Source organism: Paenibacillus sp. WC2504 (assembly GCF_052682475.1).
Genome location: NZ_JBQZFH010000001.1, coordinates 2,794,654 through 2,809,854, shown reverse-complemented (window position 1 = coordinate 2,809,854; position 15,201 = coordinate 2,794,654). Strand labels below are relative to the sequence as shown.

Below are 15,201 nucleotides of genomic sequence, written 5' to 3'. Positions count from 1 at the left end.
GCTTTCTGTAGGCATTTTATCCATACATCTACGGTTGAACGGCCTTTAGCCACTCACCGACACCAAAAGAAAGCTCCATTTCCCATTCGAAGCAACCTTTTGACGGAATGACCTGCGCCGTTCCATTGTTTATCGCCGTCTCCAACGAATCGTAATAGCCGATACTTGGCTCCAATGCACACGTAACTCGATCATTAATCATACCTTCGTCAATCCAAATGCCGATATAGGGAACTTTGTCAGCCGATACAGACATAATGAAATAATTACCGCTTACTTCTTCATACAAACCCGACCATCCAGCCGTTACTTTCCCATCGTAATAAAACTTGCGCGCATCTCCAGATGCCTCGGGTGTAAGCCGTGAGACTTCCTTCCAGGAATAGGAATTGCCGGCTGTAAGTTTTTCACCTCCAAAAACACACAACATACGCTCCATAGAGTCAGGAAGAAGAAGGCGTGTCTGCTCTGTAATCGCAAACTGAGGATGCGGGACCCACAGGAAGGGGATTGGTTTATCCCCCTCATTCTCGGCGCGATACGACAGCTTGACTTTGTCTGTGTCCGCCAATGATATTCGCCTTGAAAACCGGTAGGGCAGCTGCGGGCTTACGATCGTACAATTAACAGTCCCCTCTTCGATCTGACAGCTTCCTGGAAGCGACCAAAGTTCTCCATGATCCGGCAGGAGAATAGGTTCATCTCCGCCGGAAGGACAGGCAAGAATGGTTGGAAAACATTCGTCCCAACCGCTCATATCCCAATCCGTGAAGGTTGAGCCAAACTCCGGCTGCCTGAGAGGACGCGCACCTGAATCAAGCAGCCACTGTTTTCCAGTTGGCTTATACATCATGGAAACCAGCTTCCCTCCGAGCTGCGGGATGAGTTCTATTTTGAGCGTCTCATTTTCTATGGAAAGAGAGAAGTGCTCTTTATACGTTCCTGTCTGAACCTTCGCTGCATTCCTGTCTTTCATATCATTCTCCTCCCAAAACCCGATGCTCTCTTCCCCTCTCAGAGCCTAATGAAAACTTTCCCCGCTTCTACTTTCACTGGATATGTTTTCAAATCAATACATACCGGCGCCCTCTTCGCCTGACCGGTAATCACATCGAATCTCCCGTTATGCTTCGGACATTCGATGATGTTTCCCATGACAAGTCCCTCTGACAGGTGAAACTTCCCATGTGTGCAAAACCCCTCCGTCGCATAGTAGTCGTTTCGATCCGTTCGGTATATCGCGAAGGAACGCTCGCTATAATCAAAGCGGATCACGTCTTCCTGTTCAATTTCGTCCGCTCTGCATGCTTCAATCCACTCATCAGGCGCCATGTGTCATTCCTCCGGTCCTTGCAGGTTTCGTGCCCGTGCTTTTCAGTTCATTGGGGTCGGACGTTTTCGCCGGACCATAGTAATAAGGACGCGCCGTGCTCGGCAGCGGCTTAACGATCGTAAAGGATGGATCTTTGCCCTGTTTGATGAGCGCGTTCATGACTTCTTTGAGCGCAGCGCCTAGACTGCTGCACGGCTTCGGGCAATCCCCCAGCATTTCATTATGAAGCGCAGGAAGTGCATGATAAGGCACCATCGGAAACATATGATGCTCAACATGATAATTCATATTCCAGTAGAGAAATCTAAACACGGGATTCAGATATACCGTGCGCGTATTCAAACGATGATCCAAGACATCTTCATGCAGCCCCAAATGCTGCGATAATCCAAATAACAGCATCAGCAATGTACCATAGAATGTCGGCAGGCCAATAAACATAAGCGGCAGGAAACTCATTTGATAAATCGCAAGCCCGGTAACAGAGGCTAAAATAAGCAGGTATATGCGTGCTTCCAGGTATGCTTTGGGGCGCTCTGACAGGGGAATGTACTCATTTTCCGTACGATCCACTTTCCCAACACAATGGAGAAAAAAACGTTTTATTTCTTTCGGCCCGCCGTACAGATGAAGAATCTCCATAAAAAGAATGCGCCAGATCGGTGGTCTTTCCATAAAAATTTCGGGATCACGCCCCACAATGTACGTATCGCTATGGTGACGCGTGTGGCTCCAGCGCCATGGTGTTGCAGACCGCAGCACCATGAAGGAAGCAATCTGATACACCACTTCATTCATCCAAGGTGTTTTAAAAGCCGTCCCATGCCCGCACTCATGCCAACGCGAATCTCCCGGGGATGCGTACAAGGTGCCGTAGATAAAAAATGCTGGAACAGCCCACCACGTTCCCCACGAATAATAGGCAAGGATGCCAGTGCCGATGAGAAGCGCGAATAAAATAAGGGTATCCCGGATCGCCGGCCCGTCTTTACGTTTCATTAACTCCTTCATCCTCTGACGAGGAATAGGAGACGTGTACCATTCGGTGGTGACAAGGCCCCTATCTTGTGCTCGCTGATTCTCCTTGCCTGTAAGGCTGTAATCTCTTCTTCCATTGGCTGAAGACATCTGAGCGCCTCCTTCTCCTTGATGATTATGCTTTCATTGTACAGACCCACCCTACGGAAGTATTTATCCCAAAGTAACAAAATGGTTACCAAAATCACACTATGGCAAATTCCCATAAATTTGTATAATGGAATTAGGCACTTGGACGGATCATGCGGAGGCGAACGATGACGACTAAGCTTTATTTTATGGAGCCAAGCGAAACGCTCGAACAGTTAAAGCAGTATTATTTCCCGCCGTATATTACGCTTGCCCATATGTTCCATGCCCCTAACGGCTGGAAATTGAAACCACGCTCGTTGAAGCAATATCAACTGCAATATGTGGTTGAAGGAGTTGCAGACTATCATATTAGCGGGCATGATTATGTGACGGAACGTGGGGATTTGATCTTTCACAGACCGAACGAGCCCCATTACGTCACCACCCGCCCGAACGAGCCTTATGTCTGCATCTCGATTGTTTTCCATTTCGGCGAATCCGGTTTCCCCGTCCAACAAATTCTGGATGCTTCCAATGAAACCGGTCCTCATTACATGGGGAATTACCAAAATCACACTATCGAGCATAAGCTGACTGAACTTGTACACCATTACCGGATGCCTGAGGTAACAGACCACTTTCTCTGTCAAAGCCTGCTGACACAGGTTTTACTTCAAATGTCCAAGCAAAAAAAAGAGCTCGCTGTCAGCCCTTCGAAGAAAGAAGATGCTAACAAAGCGAAGCTCATTCTTATACGCAACTATATCTCCAACCACTTGCAGGTTGGATTTACGCATCAAGACCTGGAGAAATTGACCGGCTGGAGCCGCAATTACATTATTACGCAATTCCGCACCGCATTTGGCATGTCACCCGTGCAATATTTGGTCTGGGTCCGATTGGAGAAGGCCAAGGAACTGGCGCTTCAATCCGGGCAATCATTTGGCGAAATTGCCAATGAGGTGGGCTACACGAATATCCATGCATTCGGGAAAATTTTCAAGCGAAAAACAGGTATGAGTCTTAGTCAATTTTGCGCTACACTTTTCAAAGACACGCCGGACCAGTAGCAGCTTATTGATGTGTGACCGAATAGTCGTACACCCAGTTCTCGGCATAGGCGTCCGGACTTTCACCAGGCGCAGTTGAATCATTGGATTGCGTATAGTTTCCAATTTTGAAGAAACACCCTGTTACATTTTTCGTTTGCGTGTAAGGCACAGTTTGACCATTGTATTCATAGGAAATGACTCCATTCGCTACAATGATTTTAACCGTAAATAAAGTTCCCAGCGTATAATTGCTGTCGAGCAAATAACCATGCGTATTATCCCCGTCTGTAATGTAAATTTTTGCTGTCGTGGAAACGCCGCCAGGATTATTGCCTTCGACACGGAAGACAGTCACATCATCATTGGCATCGTGAATTTGGCCAACGACCGTTTGCGGTTTAACCGTTGTCAGATGCGTCACTTTTTGCTTAATATACATCGTATGTGTTTTCCCGTCATTACTGCCCCAAGACATCTGATTGCTGGAATCTCCAGTCGTATAGTTATCTTTCATCTCGCGCAGCTCACTTCTAGGATTGCTGGACCCTGATGTTGACACAGCGCCATGGTTCGCGCGAAATTGAACGGCATAGCCATCCGCATCGTGGACAACTTTAAACCAAGGGTCGATGGAATACGTATTTAACGCTGGTTGTAATACTTCTAGTGGACTAGTCGAGCCGGATTGCTTCGGAATCGGCAAAGTGATTTTCCAATTTTTCAAGTATAGGACATCAGATGGAAGTGTTGGAGTTGTAGGTGGCGTCGGTGTTGGTGTGGTTGTTGGCGTTGCGGTAGGAGTTGGCGTCGAGCCAGTGCCGCTGTCAAGGGTAAAATCATCAAAGCGTACATCGGAAGAGCCCGTGCTTCTAGTGAAAATTACGGCGCTGGTATTCGTCGCCCCTGTCGTAAAGTTGACGGTAAATTGCGTCCAAGTTGAGGTATTGCCGCCAGCCGTAACTTCGCTGCCGCCAAAGGTATTAGCGCCAATAACGCCTTGACCCAAAATCCAGGCTTTCAACGTATAATCGGTGTTCGCTGTTAGACCGGATATGGTTTGCTGATAACCGCCACCGCTAGCTGTGGATTTGGCCGAACGAGTACCCGAGTGATGATCGCTCGTTGAGATCGCAGCGGAGCCAACCTTCGTCCATCCTGTTGCATCACTTTCGAAGCCAGGATTAGTGATCGCAATGGATGCGGCTGTTACCGACGTAACATTGCTGAAAATTAATGCGGTTGACAACAGCAAGGAAAGCATTACTAAGTAATGAATGGGTTTTAGCATTTTTTTTCGCATAATAATCCTCCTAGTTAATGGTCAACTTTTGTGTTCTGAGTTCGAAGCAGTACGCAATGCTGTTCATTCAGAAAATCAGTGTGAGGCAATCTGAAGGCGAACAATGACTTTTGTGCTGCAGGCTTAGGTGACCTCCTTTCATGTTCGAATACTAGCGTTTATTTCCGTGTAAGCGCTTAACAATGTTCATTATAGTTAAATTCTTCCTATCCCTGTAGCGTTTTTTTTAGGTCCACTTGTGTTATTCCTAGAGTCAGCACAAAAAGGGCCACTCCTCAGAAGATCACCTTCCTGGAGCAGCCCTCTATTCACTGTCTTAATTTCTAACTAGATTCGCTTGGGGATTTCTCGTCACCGCATCGAGCTCTTTCAGTTCCTCCTGAGTTAACTTCTCAGCAACCATTGGCAAAATATCCGTAATGTGATGCGGTTTGGACACACCCAGAATCGCCGATGTGACTCCCTGCGTACTCAGAACCCAGCTCAGCGCTAGCTGAGCAAGCGTCCAACCCTTCCGAGCTGCGATTGGTTTCAACTGCTCCACAATGTGGAAATGCCGCTCTTGCTCCAGCAGCACTTGCAGCCGCTTCTCATTGGCAGCGCCACGAGTTCCTGCAGGCGGTTGCTGACCGTAGGCGTATTTCCCCGTCAAAAGTCCGCGTCCCAGCGGGCTGTACACGATAACACCTACGCCTTCCGAGATGGCGAAAGGCAACAGCTCCTGCTCGATTCCGCGTGCAATCAGGCTGTATTCCGGCTGAACGCTCTCGAAGCGTTCAAGCCGCTGCAGCGCAGAGATGCCATGAGCTTTGGCGATCTGCCACGCCGCATAGTTCGAGGCGCCGATGTAGCGAACTTTTCCTTGACGAACAAGGTCGTCCAACGCGCGCAACGTTTCTTCGAGCGGAGTTTGTTCGTCGAATCTATGTACTTGGTACAAGTCAATATAATCGGTTTTCAATCGTTTAAGACTATTTTCAACAGCACGGTAAATATGGTATCGGCTTTGACCAGCATCATTCGGGCCTAGTCCGACACGTCCGTGAACTTTGGTCGCGAGCACGATTTCATGGCGGCGCGCACCAAGCAAGTTGCCGAGAATCGTTTCGGACTCGCCGGTTTCAAGCGGGTTATCCTTGTCCATCCCAGAGCCATACACATCAGCTGTATCAATAAGGGTAATTCCCGCATCAAGCGCCGTGTCCAGCACTTCTGCAGATTCCTTCTCCCCGATCCATCTGCCGAAAGCCATCGTGCCCAGACTTACCTCCGAAACGCGCAATCCTGATCGGCCAAGACGTCTTTGTCCAATACTCATATTCACATCTCCCTGTCTGTTGGTATTAAAAAAAAAGGGCAATCCCTCAAAGGATCGCCTCCGTTTTCTACGGTCGGTCAAACTGCTTCACTTAAACCAAGTTAATCACTTGGATTAATCCCATATTATCACCACGATGTCTAATCGTCAACCTGCCGATTGGTTATTTCAGCACGTAATATCGGATAATATATTCATCCAATTGTTGGCTAATCGCAACGACCTTTTCATGGGTAAAACAGCCGTGACGTTCGGCTTCCTCTATCATCTTCATGCGTAATGCTTCAATTTTCTGCAACAAAAGTTCCATCTCAACAGTTCACACCAATTCTGTTCAGTTTCGTTAGTGTCTTTATTATAAATCATGATTCCGCAGAAGTTTGTAAAACTTTGTCGACATGTTTTGAAGAATTTGTGAAATTTTATTTCAAGATGAAAAAGACGTTGAAAGCACGCTTTTTATAGCACAAAAGGGAGTTCTATATCAATGACTGTCCCTACTCCCAGCTTGCTTTGAATCCTCATGCTCCCATGGTGCGCTTCAATAATCCGGTAACAAACCATGAGTCCGAGCCCGGTTCCTTCTTCTTTTGTCGTAAAAAAAGGGTCACCCAGTCTAGGTATAAGCTCCTCAGCAATCCCAATCCCATTGTCTTTGAGCTTAATCAACATCTTCTTATTTCCTAGACGTTGAATAGCGATTTGAATAATTCCGCCGCCTGGCATGGCCTCCACGGAATTTTTCAACAAATTGATAAAGACCTGTTTCAACTGGCCTTCATCGCTTTTAACCATATGTACGTCATCGTTCATCCGATTAAAATCAATCTCGACATTATGCAAGAGTGCCTGAGGCTGAAGCAAAGAGACCACATTATCGATAATGTCACCAACGTTTTTATCTTCAAATCTGCTTCTTTGCGGCTTCGAAATGAGCATGAATTCGTTTACAATGCTGTTGATTCGATTTAATTCTACCAACATGATATCTGTGTACTCGACGATTTTTTGGGCAGGAGCGCACTTGATAAGCTTTAGAAACCCTACAAGCGAGGTTAAGGGATTTCGAATTTCATGCGCGATTCCTGCCGCTAATTGTCCGACTACGGAGAGTTTTTCCGATTGGAGCAGCATCTCTTCCGCTGTCTTGCGTTCGGTGATATCTCTTAGCACCGTCTGGATAACAGGACGTTCCAAATATTTATGAAGTACGACAGATGAAGCCTCAATGGCAATACGATCTCCGTGCAGACCTAACAGGTTCAGTTCAATAAATGGTATATATTTATCGACGAACTCAACGGACTTGACTCTCTCTTTAAAAATCTCATGAAAATCAGGGTGTATGAACTCAATCACGCTTTTACCAATAACCTCATTCTGCGTTACCGCCCCTAACAGCTTCAACCCGATATCATTGATATAACAAATGATGCCTTCCTGATGCACAAGGATCGGCTCAGGGAGCAATTTAATCATACGCCTATACTCTTCATCCCGTTCGCGAACGATGCTTTCCATCACTTTTTTATGTGTAATATCTCTGCATAATAATTGAACCGACGGCTTGCCCAAATATTCAACCGGAACGGCTCTGATTTCGACATTGATCAGTTGGTTGTCCAGCCTTACCAACTTCTTCTCAATAATATCCGTAGGCTTCTTGGTTTTCAGTAAATCCTCTACCTGTGCTTGAAGCTCGTCTCTTTCATCCGGATGAATAAATTCTTTGGCTAACTTCCCTCGAAGCTGGTTTTCACTTTCAGCACCTACCAGCTTTAATGCGGCAGGATTTGCATATACGATAACAGATTCACTGTATACAATAATGGGTTCCGGTGAATGTTCGACCAAATTGCGATAGCGTTCTTCGCTTTCTTTCAGCTTCACATCTTCCATTTTTCGATTAGAAATGTCTCTAGCTACTTCCACTAACGCAAAAATGCGGCCTTCGTTGTCCTTCAGCGGGGATATCGTCATGCTGGCAAAAAAAGAATCGCCATTTTTGCGAAGCTTATGCGTCTCATAACTCTCAGCCTGATCATGGTCAATTACACGGGAATGAATATTTCTTACTCGGTCAACTTCGTATAAGGGAACGGTCTTTAAACACTTTTCATAAACCTCATCATTCGTCCACCCATACATGTCTTCATACGCTTTGTTCACCTGCAAAATGTGATTTTCAAGATCAATAACTGCGATGCTGGCATTTGTATGGTGAAAGCAAAGGTCGAATAGTTGGTTAATTTGCTGCATCCAATTTGTCGGTATTGGTTTACTCTGTACCCTTTTATCCATGTTGTTAGTCCTCACCCTATCAATAAACGCATGTGTTTTTAGTAACAATTCTATGTTCTTCGGCATTTTCCTTTCCTTGTAAGGGTAAAAATTGATTTTCCATTTCATGGATAATGTCGAACACACAAAAAAGAGCGGCTCAGCAAGAGCCAGCTCCTTATTTCGGGAAGATCGATACCGCTTGATGGACTAGACTGGGGATCCGGGGGTATGTTCCATCCGATTTACCAGCCAATCCTCTAAAGTCGCAACGCGATCGGGATATTTGTAACTTCTCGCCAGGAATCCCGCTCCATGACCCGGCATCGGGTCTTGGTCAGTAGGCTGATAACGCAGGTCTACACTCCAACGTACCTCATCGGATAAATTAGGCGTTGACATGTGCAGGCAACGGTCATTAAACAGGATTGCGCTTCCTGCGGATACCGGTAGAACGACAGTCTCTGTTTTGCCCAATTGGCTTTCATGCAAAGCCGTGTATCCTGTTCCTGTATCCTCTTCCCGGTGCCACTTCAGTAAGCGCTTACGGTGCGTGCGCGGTTTAATATGCAGACAACCGTTAATCTCATTCGCATCAACAAGCGGAATCCAAACCGTAATCACGGGATTGGAATTGGCATCAGGCCAATAGGATTTATCTTGGTGCCAGGGTACTGCGCCTGCGGCCACCTTTGGTATTTTTGGTCGTGTGTTATAGACCGGATTGGAAAACAGTTCGCCGCCGATTAACGATTCAACCGCATCCAAAATTTTGGGATTGCTCATTAAGTGAAAATAACCTGGAATCCTGTCTCGCCAGCTGCGCCCATATTTCAGGAAATGCTCCGCCGTCAAATCTTTGAACAATTCAGCCAAACGATATTTAAAAGGGCGATCTTCTAATTTGTCATGAATGAGCCCAGCCTGCACAAGCTCCTCCGCAATGGCCGAGACCTTTGTCGTCATCGCTTCAATTGCCTGCGCGAGATCTTCTTCCTGAAGCAAATTTGGAATTACGAGATATCCTTCCGTGTTATAAAAATCAACTTGCTCTTTGCTCAAACTTCCGCCGACTTGATTCACGTTCATTGTGTTCATTCCTCCTCAAAGTTGATCTACACTTATAAATTTAGCATCTTTGAGTTAAAACGTATTTATCCGGCTGTTCAAGGATTGATCAATTCTTCCGGTTATTTCTTTTCAACCAGAACATTATGACATACAATGAAATGACAACCTGCTAGCAAAGGGAGACCGTCTGATGCCGATTTTGACAGCGATGAATCCATCGATAAGAACCGCCCACCACTACCGCTTTCCTTACACGAAAAATGACAGCGAATCTTTCCGTTTAGGTTATTGTTATGCCTTCCACCTCGTGACCGGTGGCAAAGGAGCCATTACCCTTCCAACAGGAACCTTCTCCATCGCCAAAGGTGATCTGCTTTATTTTCCGCCTAAGCTCCAACATTCCTTCCATTCTGATGCTGCACATGCGTTATCGACCTATAACATTTATTGCGACTTATGGGCTACGCGCCTGGACGCTGGGCAAAAACATCTTGTTTGGAAAGAAGCCGACTTCGATCCTCACTTGTTAACGGCTATGGAGCCGAATCCTGACCTGGACACCTTGCCTAATCTGCTGCATTTCCAGCATCAAAGCGCCATTACCGACCTGTTCGCCCTAGTCGTAGAGCAGCATCAGAATGCTGCCCCCTATTCAGACGTAATCGGCAAAAGCCTTCTCCAAGCCTTACTGCTAAAAATTGTTCAACTGCACACTTACATGCCGTTTATTGATTTCCGGATCAAACCTCTGCTCGATAACATTCACCAGAAAGCCTATATGGAGTCCAGTTATGAATCCTGGCTGGAACAATGCAAGCTAAAGAAAACACAATTCCATCAGCTATTCAAACAAGCCACAGGCCTGTCGCCCAAGGCCTATTGGACTTCTGTCATCATGAAGCAAGCCGCTGCCGCATTAAAAGAGAGCGCACGATCGGTTACTGACATCGCCGAGGATCTGGGGTACTCTTCTATCCACCATTTCAGCAAGCAGTTCACGCTGTATTATGGCATCTCTCCTTCGGAGTATCGGAATCGGCAGCGGTCATAAAGCGCCTAAGCTCTTATAACGCCTCCAACAAGCGTTTTCGTTCTGCCGTGCCCATCGCCAAGTGGATCAGATGCGCCATCAGTTTCTTCTGTTCCACATTTAATCTAGCGAACACTCTTGGTTCCAGCTGACAGAGCTCCCGGATGACGGATTCCAGCTCATTTTTCTTCCGTGTGTCCTCAGGAGCGTCCGTGAAATCCGGAAAAGCCTTCGCTTCCGCAAATTCTTGAATGACATGGTCAGACAGTATTTCTAAATAGGGCTTTCTTTTCTGCTTAATAAATGCATTGATTTCTTCCAACAGAAATTGAAAAGCGTCGCTTTTTTTGCTCACACCAAAAGCCGCTTCGAGCTGACCGCTTTGATCATCGCTCTCAAAATCAAAGTAGTCGAACAGTTTGCTTTGAATGTAGACACTATGGTAAAAGGAATCCCCTTTATTATTAAAGGTGGTAGGCTGTTTATACTTTTCTTCCAAATGGGAGTCGATGAAATACAGCTTGGAATATTCGTGGTTTATCCGGTCTTGCCAACGGACAAATTTAATTTGAAACGCTGTTTGGCTGCCGGCATGTACGAGGTCAAAGCACTCTTTTTCCCCGATCAGACTCGAATAATCCAGCGATTGGCCATCCAGACGAAGATCGAAATCTTTGTCCGCATGAAGCTCCAGAAACCAGCCAAATTCCTTGCATAGATATGCCGACAAATCCTCAAGAATGAAATCCTGCATGATGTTGTGAAACGTGACACTCGTTCCTGCCTCTCCATCTGTCAGTTTGATTCTCGAAACCTCGTAGGCGTCCAAATGATTCGCGTTAATTTGAATGGTATACGTATTTTTCAATAAGCCGTCTGCATAAGTCGTTTTCCATGTCGCATCAGAAGCAAACCGATGAAAGGTTAATCGGCCGATCCCATTTTTACCGTGCATCGCCGATGTGGTTCTTGTCCGCTTCTCTGGATCTATCTGCTTCTCCGACTCAAAAAAAGGCGTGAATTTCCGTTCCAATTCACGCCGATCAATCCCGTAACCATTATCCGAGATTACGATATGGTCAACACCGCCGAGCACGTTTAAATGAAGTTTAACGTCTACCACTGTAGCTTGCGCATCGAAGCCGTTCCAAATATATTCGGAAATCGCCTGCAAATAATCAAATTTACGAAGCGTTTTTTCGATCCCTTTTGAGGATATTTGTATTTTGCCCACAACGATCAGCCCCTTCTACGAGTGAACTCTGCCTTCCTTTCTATCATATTCCAAATCTCTTATTGCTGTATGTCGATTTCTGCAACCCCTTCACCATTGATTTTCGACAAAATGAGGGTTTGACGCTTGCTGTCAGGCCCTTGCTGTTTTAAAAAAGAATTAACATGCGGTTAACGTTCCACGAATAATCGAATGTTACGCTTATCGCATCTAGGAACTACAGGAGGGATTCTTATGCGCCTCGCGTTGTTTACCGATACCTATGTTCCTCAAATGAATGGCGTTGCACTCACGTTAGGACGTCTTACGGATTATTTAAATCGTCGTGGTGTTGAGCACCTCGTGTTCACGCCGAAATGCACGGATGAAATGGCCTACTCCGAACTGATTCGCCCCGTACCGTCCGTTCCTTTTTTTCTCTACCCCGAATGCCGAATTGCTTTGCCCAACATTATTTCTCTGCGTTCTGAGCTTGATCGCTTCCGTCCCCATCTGCTCCATATGGCAACTCCGTTTAACATCGGTTTGTGTGGTCTCCACTACGCCCGCAAGCACCGGATTTCGCACGTAGCCTCCTATCACACTCATTTTGATCGCTATTTAACCTACTACCGAATGAAAAGAGCAGTTCCATTGTATTGGACGTACATGAAGTGGTTTCACCAATCCTGCGACGCAACTTTCGTCCCTTCAACCGATACCATGCAGCACTTGCATGCACAAGGCTTTGACCGCATGCTATTGTGGTCCAGAGGTGTTGATTGTGCGCTCTACACCCCCGATAAGCACACGAATGCGGTTCGTGAGCGATACGGAATTACAGCCCCTTACCTCCTCCTCTATGTGGGGCGCATCGCCCCGGAGAAAGATATAGATACCTTATCGGCCGTCATGCGTACTTTGCCTGATTCGCTGAAAGAACGTGTTCACTGGCTCATCGTAGGGGACGGACCGCAACTTGAGGAGCTGCGCGAGCAAGCTCCGGACAATGTGACATTTGCCGGTTATAAGCAAGGGGTAGAACTTGCAGAAATCTATGCCTCGTCCGATCTCTTCTTCTTCCCCTCCAGTACCGAAACATTCGGCAATGTCGTCCAAGAGGCGATGGCTTCCGGCCTTCCGGTTATCGCCGCAAATAGCGGAGGAGTGCGGGATATGATTGTTCCCGGGCAGACGGGAACTTTATGCGAGCCACGTCAGCCAGAATCTTTTATTCAAGCCATTGATGCTTTCGTCAATGCCCCGGAACAATGGGCAGATTTCCGTAAGGCAGCAAGAAGTTTTGCCCTTGGACGCTCATGGGACGCTATCTTTGACAGATTGCTGGAGGACTACGAACAAATTATCGATGCTCGTCGAATTGGAAGCAAACTGGGATTCTATACAGCTTAAAGGAGGGGACATCCATGCGAATTACATTAGTCGGAACAGGGTATGTGGGCTTGGTTGCCGCTGTGTGCTTTGCGAAGCTGGGGCACGAAGTCATTACCGTTGACCGCGAGCCCGTCATTCGCGGGCTGAAGGAAAATAAGCTGACCGTATGGGAACCTCGGCTGGAGCCAGAGCTGGCCGATGTCTATGTGAAAGGGTTATTAAGCTTCGAGACAGATCTCGCCCGAGCCTCATCGGACACGGACGCATTGATGATTGCTGTAGGCACCCCTACGCGATCAGACGGTCATACGAATCTGGGTCATGTGCATGAAGTGCTGTCTCACTTGATGCAAGCCGGCACCTGTCCTCCTCTTGTCATCATAAAAAGTACCGTCCCCGTAGGCACCTGCGATGAACTGGAAGCTACTTTGCTGGCGGCTGGTCTTCGTACAGAAGTCGCCTTTAACCCCGAATTTTTAAGGCAAGGCAGCGCCTTCAAAGACTTCATGGAACCCGATCGCATCGTGTTCGGTTGCAAAACGCCGCAAGCCGAATCCCTGCTTCGCCAGTTATATGAGGGGATCGAGGCTCCCGTACATGTTTGCGACCGGCGAAGCGCCGAACTCATCAAATATGCATCGAACGCCTTCCTTGCGATGAAAATCTCATTCGCGAACATGATGTCCGATGTGTGTGAAGGTTATGGCGCAGATATCCGCCACGTGATGAGCGGAGTTGGCGCCGATCAGCGCATCGGGCCTGAATTCCTATCGGCAGGCGCTGGTTATGGAGGCTCCTGTTTCTCCAAAGATTTGCAATCCCTGCTGACGACCGGGAAATTGATTGGCAGCTCGCTTCCCATTTTGGAAGCGGTCGCCAAAGTCAATGACCAGCGCATTCCAAGGATGATCGCCAAACTTATCTCGCTTTGGGGCAATCCCTTAGGCAAGCGACTCTGTGTATTAGGCATCTCGTTCAAGCCAAATACCAATGATGTTCGCGATGCGCCATTTCTAACCTTATTAGCTCAGTGTGAGCGTCATGGCATCGAGGTTCAAGCCTTCGATCCTGTCGTCAGACAGGTGGGAGCTACAGCCGCTCAGGTGATGGATTCCCCTTATGCCGCAGCAGCCCAGGCCGATGCTGTCATGATTATGACGGAATGGCCGCAGTTCGCTGAACTCGATTGGCCTTATCTGCTTCACCTTATGCGCAGGCCTTATGTGCTTGACGGTCGGAATCTACTACCAAGCCAAATCATCTCACAAATTGTTGAAGTTGATGGGGCTATGTACATGCCCGTAGGAAGGTCAATGGAATGCAGTCCAATCCCTTGGGTCGGAGTCTCCTCACTGGAATAACATAAATTAACCCCAGTCCTCCGAAATAGGACTGGGGTTTTTCCGTAGACGGTTATCTGCTTTCAACTTCCACAAAAGTAACATGATCAACAGATTTCAGCGAAGCATAAATATCCGTTGCCTGCACTTTTTCATACGTTAGCAGCTTTAATTCCAACTGGTTAGAGCTGCCTTCTACATCCTTAACTTTCACGCGTTCAATCTGAATGTTCAGCTCTTTTAACCTTTTGAAAATCCGGTTGGGATCCTGACTTTCATGACATATAATTCGTACTTCCAAATAGCGTTGTTTGAGAGAGCGGGGGCCGATCCACTTAATCATTACTGGAAACAAATTGACAGAAAAAATAATAAATATCACGGCTACAAATGCCTGCAAATAATAACCTGCACCAGTTGCAATTCCTAACGCAGATGCTGACCATACCATAGATGCTGTCGTTAAGCCGGAAATTTCATCATTATTTTTCCTTAAGATGACGCCTGCTCCTAAGAAACCGACGCCGCTGACGATTTGCGCAGCAAGCCGCATGGGGTCCATGTTGGTATGACCTAGAACCGAAAATCGGCTTACGGATTCAATAGAAACCATCGTAATTAAGCAGCTGGCAACAGCAATAACCATGTTCGTTTTCATGCCTACCGGCTTATGTTTCAACTGGCGATCAATGCCGATTAACATGCCAAGAAATAGAGCAATACCTAACTTAATCACAAAGGGAGATATCAACACTGTGT

At 46.8% G+C, this 15,201-nt stretch carries 14 protein-coding genes; 4 read left to right on the top strand and 10 right to left on the bottom strand.

Features of this window, described 5'->3' with window-relative positions; genetic code table 11:
- Positions 1-28 precede the first annotated feature (28 nt).
- Genes ACUN27_RS12205 through ACUN27_RS12195 form a run of 3 tightly spaced genes read right to left on the bottom strand, consistent with a single transcriptional unit; the run spans position 29 to position 2,461 of the window.
- Positions 29-976 (bottom strand): hypothetical protein, encoded by a 948-nt coding sequence (locus tag ACUN27_RS12205; protein WP_445558979.1) that lies wholly within the window; start codon positions 974-976, stop codon positions 29-31.
- 38 nt (positions 977-1,014) lie between these two features.
- A complete protein-coding gene (locus tag ACUN27_RS12200; protein WP_326060902.1) occupies positions 1,015-1,332 on the bottom strand; it encodes a MocE family 2Fe-2S type ferredoxin in 318 nt (105 codons plus the stop codon).
- Positions 1,322-2,461: a fatty acid desaturase family protein gene (locus ACUN27_RS12195; protein WP_315952558.1), complete on the bottom strand. Its 1,140-nt coding sequence runs from the start codon at positions 2,459-2,461 to the stop codon at positions 1,322-1,324. The genes ACUN27_RS12200 and ACUN27_RS12195 overlap by 11 nt, the downstream gene beginning before the upstream one ends.
- Before the next feature lie 167 nt (positions 2,462-2,628).
- Here ACUN27_RS12195 and ACUN27_RS12190 point away from each other — a divergent pair, with 167 nt between their 5' ends.
- Positions 2,629-3,513: a helix-turn-helix domain-containing protein gene (locus ACUN27_RS12190; RefSeq protein WP_315952560.1), complete on the top strand. Its 885-nt coding sequence runs from the start codon at positions 2,629-2,631 to the stop codon at positions 3,511-3,513.
- 4 nt (positions 3,514-3,517) lie between these two features.
- Here ACUN27_RS12190 and ACUN27_RS12185 read toward each other — a convergent pair whose 3' ends face one another.
- From ACUN27_RS12185 to ACUN27_RS12165, 5 genes are all read right to left on the bottom strand, one after another.
- Complete coding sequence (locus tag ACUN27_RS12185) at positions 3,518-4,795, bottom strand: polysaccharide lyase family 7 protein (RefSeq protein ID WP_315952562.1); 1,278 nt, start codon at positions 4,793-4,795, stop codon at positions 3,518-3,520.
- Between the two features lie 316 nt (positions 4,796-5,111).
- A complete protein-coding gene (locus tag ACUN27_RS12180) occupies positions 5,112-6,113 on the bottom strand; it encodes an aldo/keto reductase (RefSeq protein ID WP_445558978.1) in 1,002 nt (333 codons plus the stop codon).
- Positions 6,114-6,276: 163 nt separating this feature from the next.
- A complete protein-coding gene (locus ACUN27_RS12175) occupies positions 6,277-6,423 on the bottom strand; it encodes an aspartyl-phosphate phosphatase Spo0E family protein (protein WP_145657396.1) in 147 nt (48 codons plus the stop codon).
- Positions 6,424-6,572: 149 nt separating this feature from the next.
- A complete protein-coding gene (locus ACUN27_RS12170) occupies positions 6,573-8,414 on the bottom strand; it encodes a PAS domain S-box protein (protein WP_315952566.1) in 1,842 nt (613 codons plus the stop codon).
- Positions 8,415-8,603: 189 nt separating this feature from the next.
- Positions 8,604-9,482: a phytanoyl-CoA dioxygenase family protein gene (locus ACUN27_RS12165; RefSeq protein ID WP_315952568.1), complete on the bottom strand. Its 879-nt coding sequence runs from the start codon at positions 9,480-9,482 to the stop codon at positions 8,604-8,606.
- A gap of 172 nt (positions 9,483-9,654) precedes the next feature.
- Between ACUN27_RS12165 and ACUN27_RS12160 the strand changes: the two genes are divergently transcribed.
- Positions 9,655-10,515 (top strand): AraC family transcriptional regulator, encoded by an 861-nt coding sequence (locus ACUN27_RS12160; protein WP_315952569.1) that lies wholly within the window; start codon positions 9,655-9,657, stop codon positions 10,513-10,515.
- Between the two features lie 13 nt (positions 10,516-10,528).
- Here the strand turns inward: ACUN27_RS12160 and ACUN27_RS12155 are convergent, their stop codons facing one another.
- Positions 10,529-11,728, bottom strand: a complete 1,200-nt coding sequence (locus ACUN27_RS12155; RefSeq protein ID WP_315952570.1) for an ATP-binding protein — start codon at positions 11,726-11,728, stop codon at positions 10,529-10,531.
- Between the two features lie 234 nt (positions 11,729-11,962).
- Here ACUN27_RS12155 and ACUN27_RS12150 point away from each other — a divergent pair, with 234 nt between their 5' ends.
- Positions 11,963-13,120, top strand: coding sequence for a glycosyltransferase family 4 protein (locus tag ACUN27_RS12150; RefSeq protein ID WP_326060907.1), 1,158 nt, complete (start codon positions 11,963-11,965; stop codon positions 13,118-13,120).
- 14 nt (positions 13,121-13,134) lie between these two features.
- Positions 13,135-14,463, top strand: coding sequence for a UDP-glucose dehydrogenase family protein (locus ACUN27_RS12145; protein WP_445558977.1), 1,329 nt, complete (start codon positions 13,135-13,137; stop codon positions 14,461-14,463).
- 52 nt (positions 14,464-14,515) lie between these two features.
- Here ACUN27_RS12145 and ACUN27_RS12140 read toward each other — a convergent pair whose 3' ends face one another.
- Entirely contained in the window at positions 14,516-15,193 is a 678-nt protein-coding gene (locus ACUN27_RS12140; protein ID WP_315952775.1) for an MgtC/SapB family protein, read from the bottom strand.
- Positions 15,194-15,201: the final 8 nt, after the last annotated feature.

What these genes read in the sequence shown, in the direction of transcription:
- ACUN27_RS12205 (WP_445558979.1), bottom strand. Translation starts at nt 976, where the DNA reads ATGAAAGACAGGAATGCAGCGAAGGTTCAGACAGGAACGTATAAAGAG.
- ACUN27_RS12200 (WP_326060902.1), bottom strand. Translation starts at nt 1,332, where the DNA reads ATGGCGCCTGATGAGTGGATTGAAGCATGCAGAGCGGACGAAATTGAA.
- ACUN27_RS12195 (WP_315952558.1), bottom strand. Translation starts at nt 2,461, where the DNA reads ATGTCTTCAGCCAATGGAAGAAGAGATTACAGCCTTACAGGCAAGGAG.
- ACUN27_RS12190 (WP_315952560.1), top strand. Translation starts at nt 2,629, where the DNA reads ATGACGACTAAGCTTTATTTTATGGAGCCAAGCGAAACGCTCGAACAG.
- ACUN27_RS12185 (WP_315952562.1), bottom strand. Translation starts at nt 4,795, where the DNA reads ATGCGAAAAAAAATGCTAAAACCCATTCATTACTTAGTAATGCTTTCC.
- ACUN27_RS12180 (WP_445558978.1), bottom strand. Translation starts at nt 6,113, where the DNA reads ATGAGTATTGGACAAAGACGTCTTGGCCGATCAGGATTGCGCGTTTCG.
- ACUN27_RS12175 (WP_145657396.1), bottom strand. Translation starts at nt 6,423, where the DNA reads ATGGAACTTTTGTTGCAGAAAATTGAAGCATTACGCATGAAGATGATA.
- ACUN27_RS12170 (WP_315952566.1), bottom strand. Translation starts at nt 8,414, where the DNA reads ATGGATAAAAGGGTACAGAGTAAACCAATACCGACAAATTGGATGCAG.
- ACUN27_RS12165 (WP_315952568.1), bottom strand. Translation starts at nt 9,482, where the DNA reads ATGAACGTGAATCAAGTCGGCGGAAGTTTGAGCAAAGAGCAAGTTGAT.
- ACUN27_RS12160 (WP_315952569.1), top strand. Translation starts at nt 9,655, where the DNA reads ATGCCGATTTTGACAGCGATGAATCCATCGATAAGAACCGCCCACCAC.
- ACUN27_RS12150 (WP_326060907.1), top strand. Translation starts at nt 11,963, where the DNA reads ATGCGCCTCGCGTTGTTTACCGATACCTATGTTCCTCAAATGAATGGC.
- ACUN27_RS12145 (WP_445558977.1), top strand. Translation starts at nt 13,135, where the DNA reads ATGCGAATTACATTAGTCGGAACAGGGTATGTGGGCTTGGTTGCCGCT.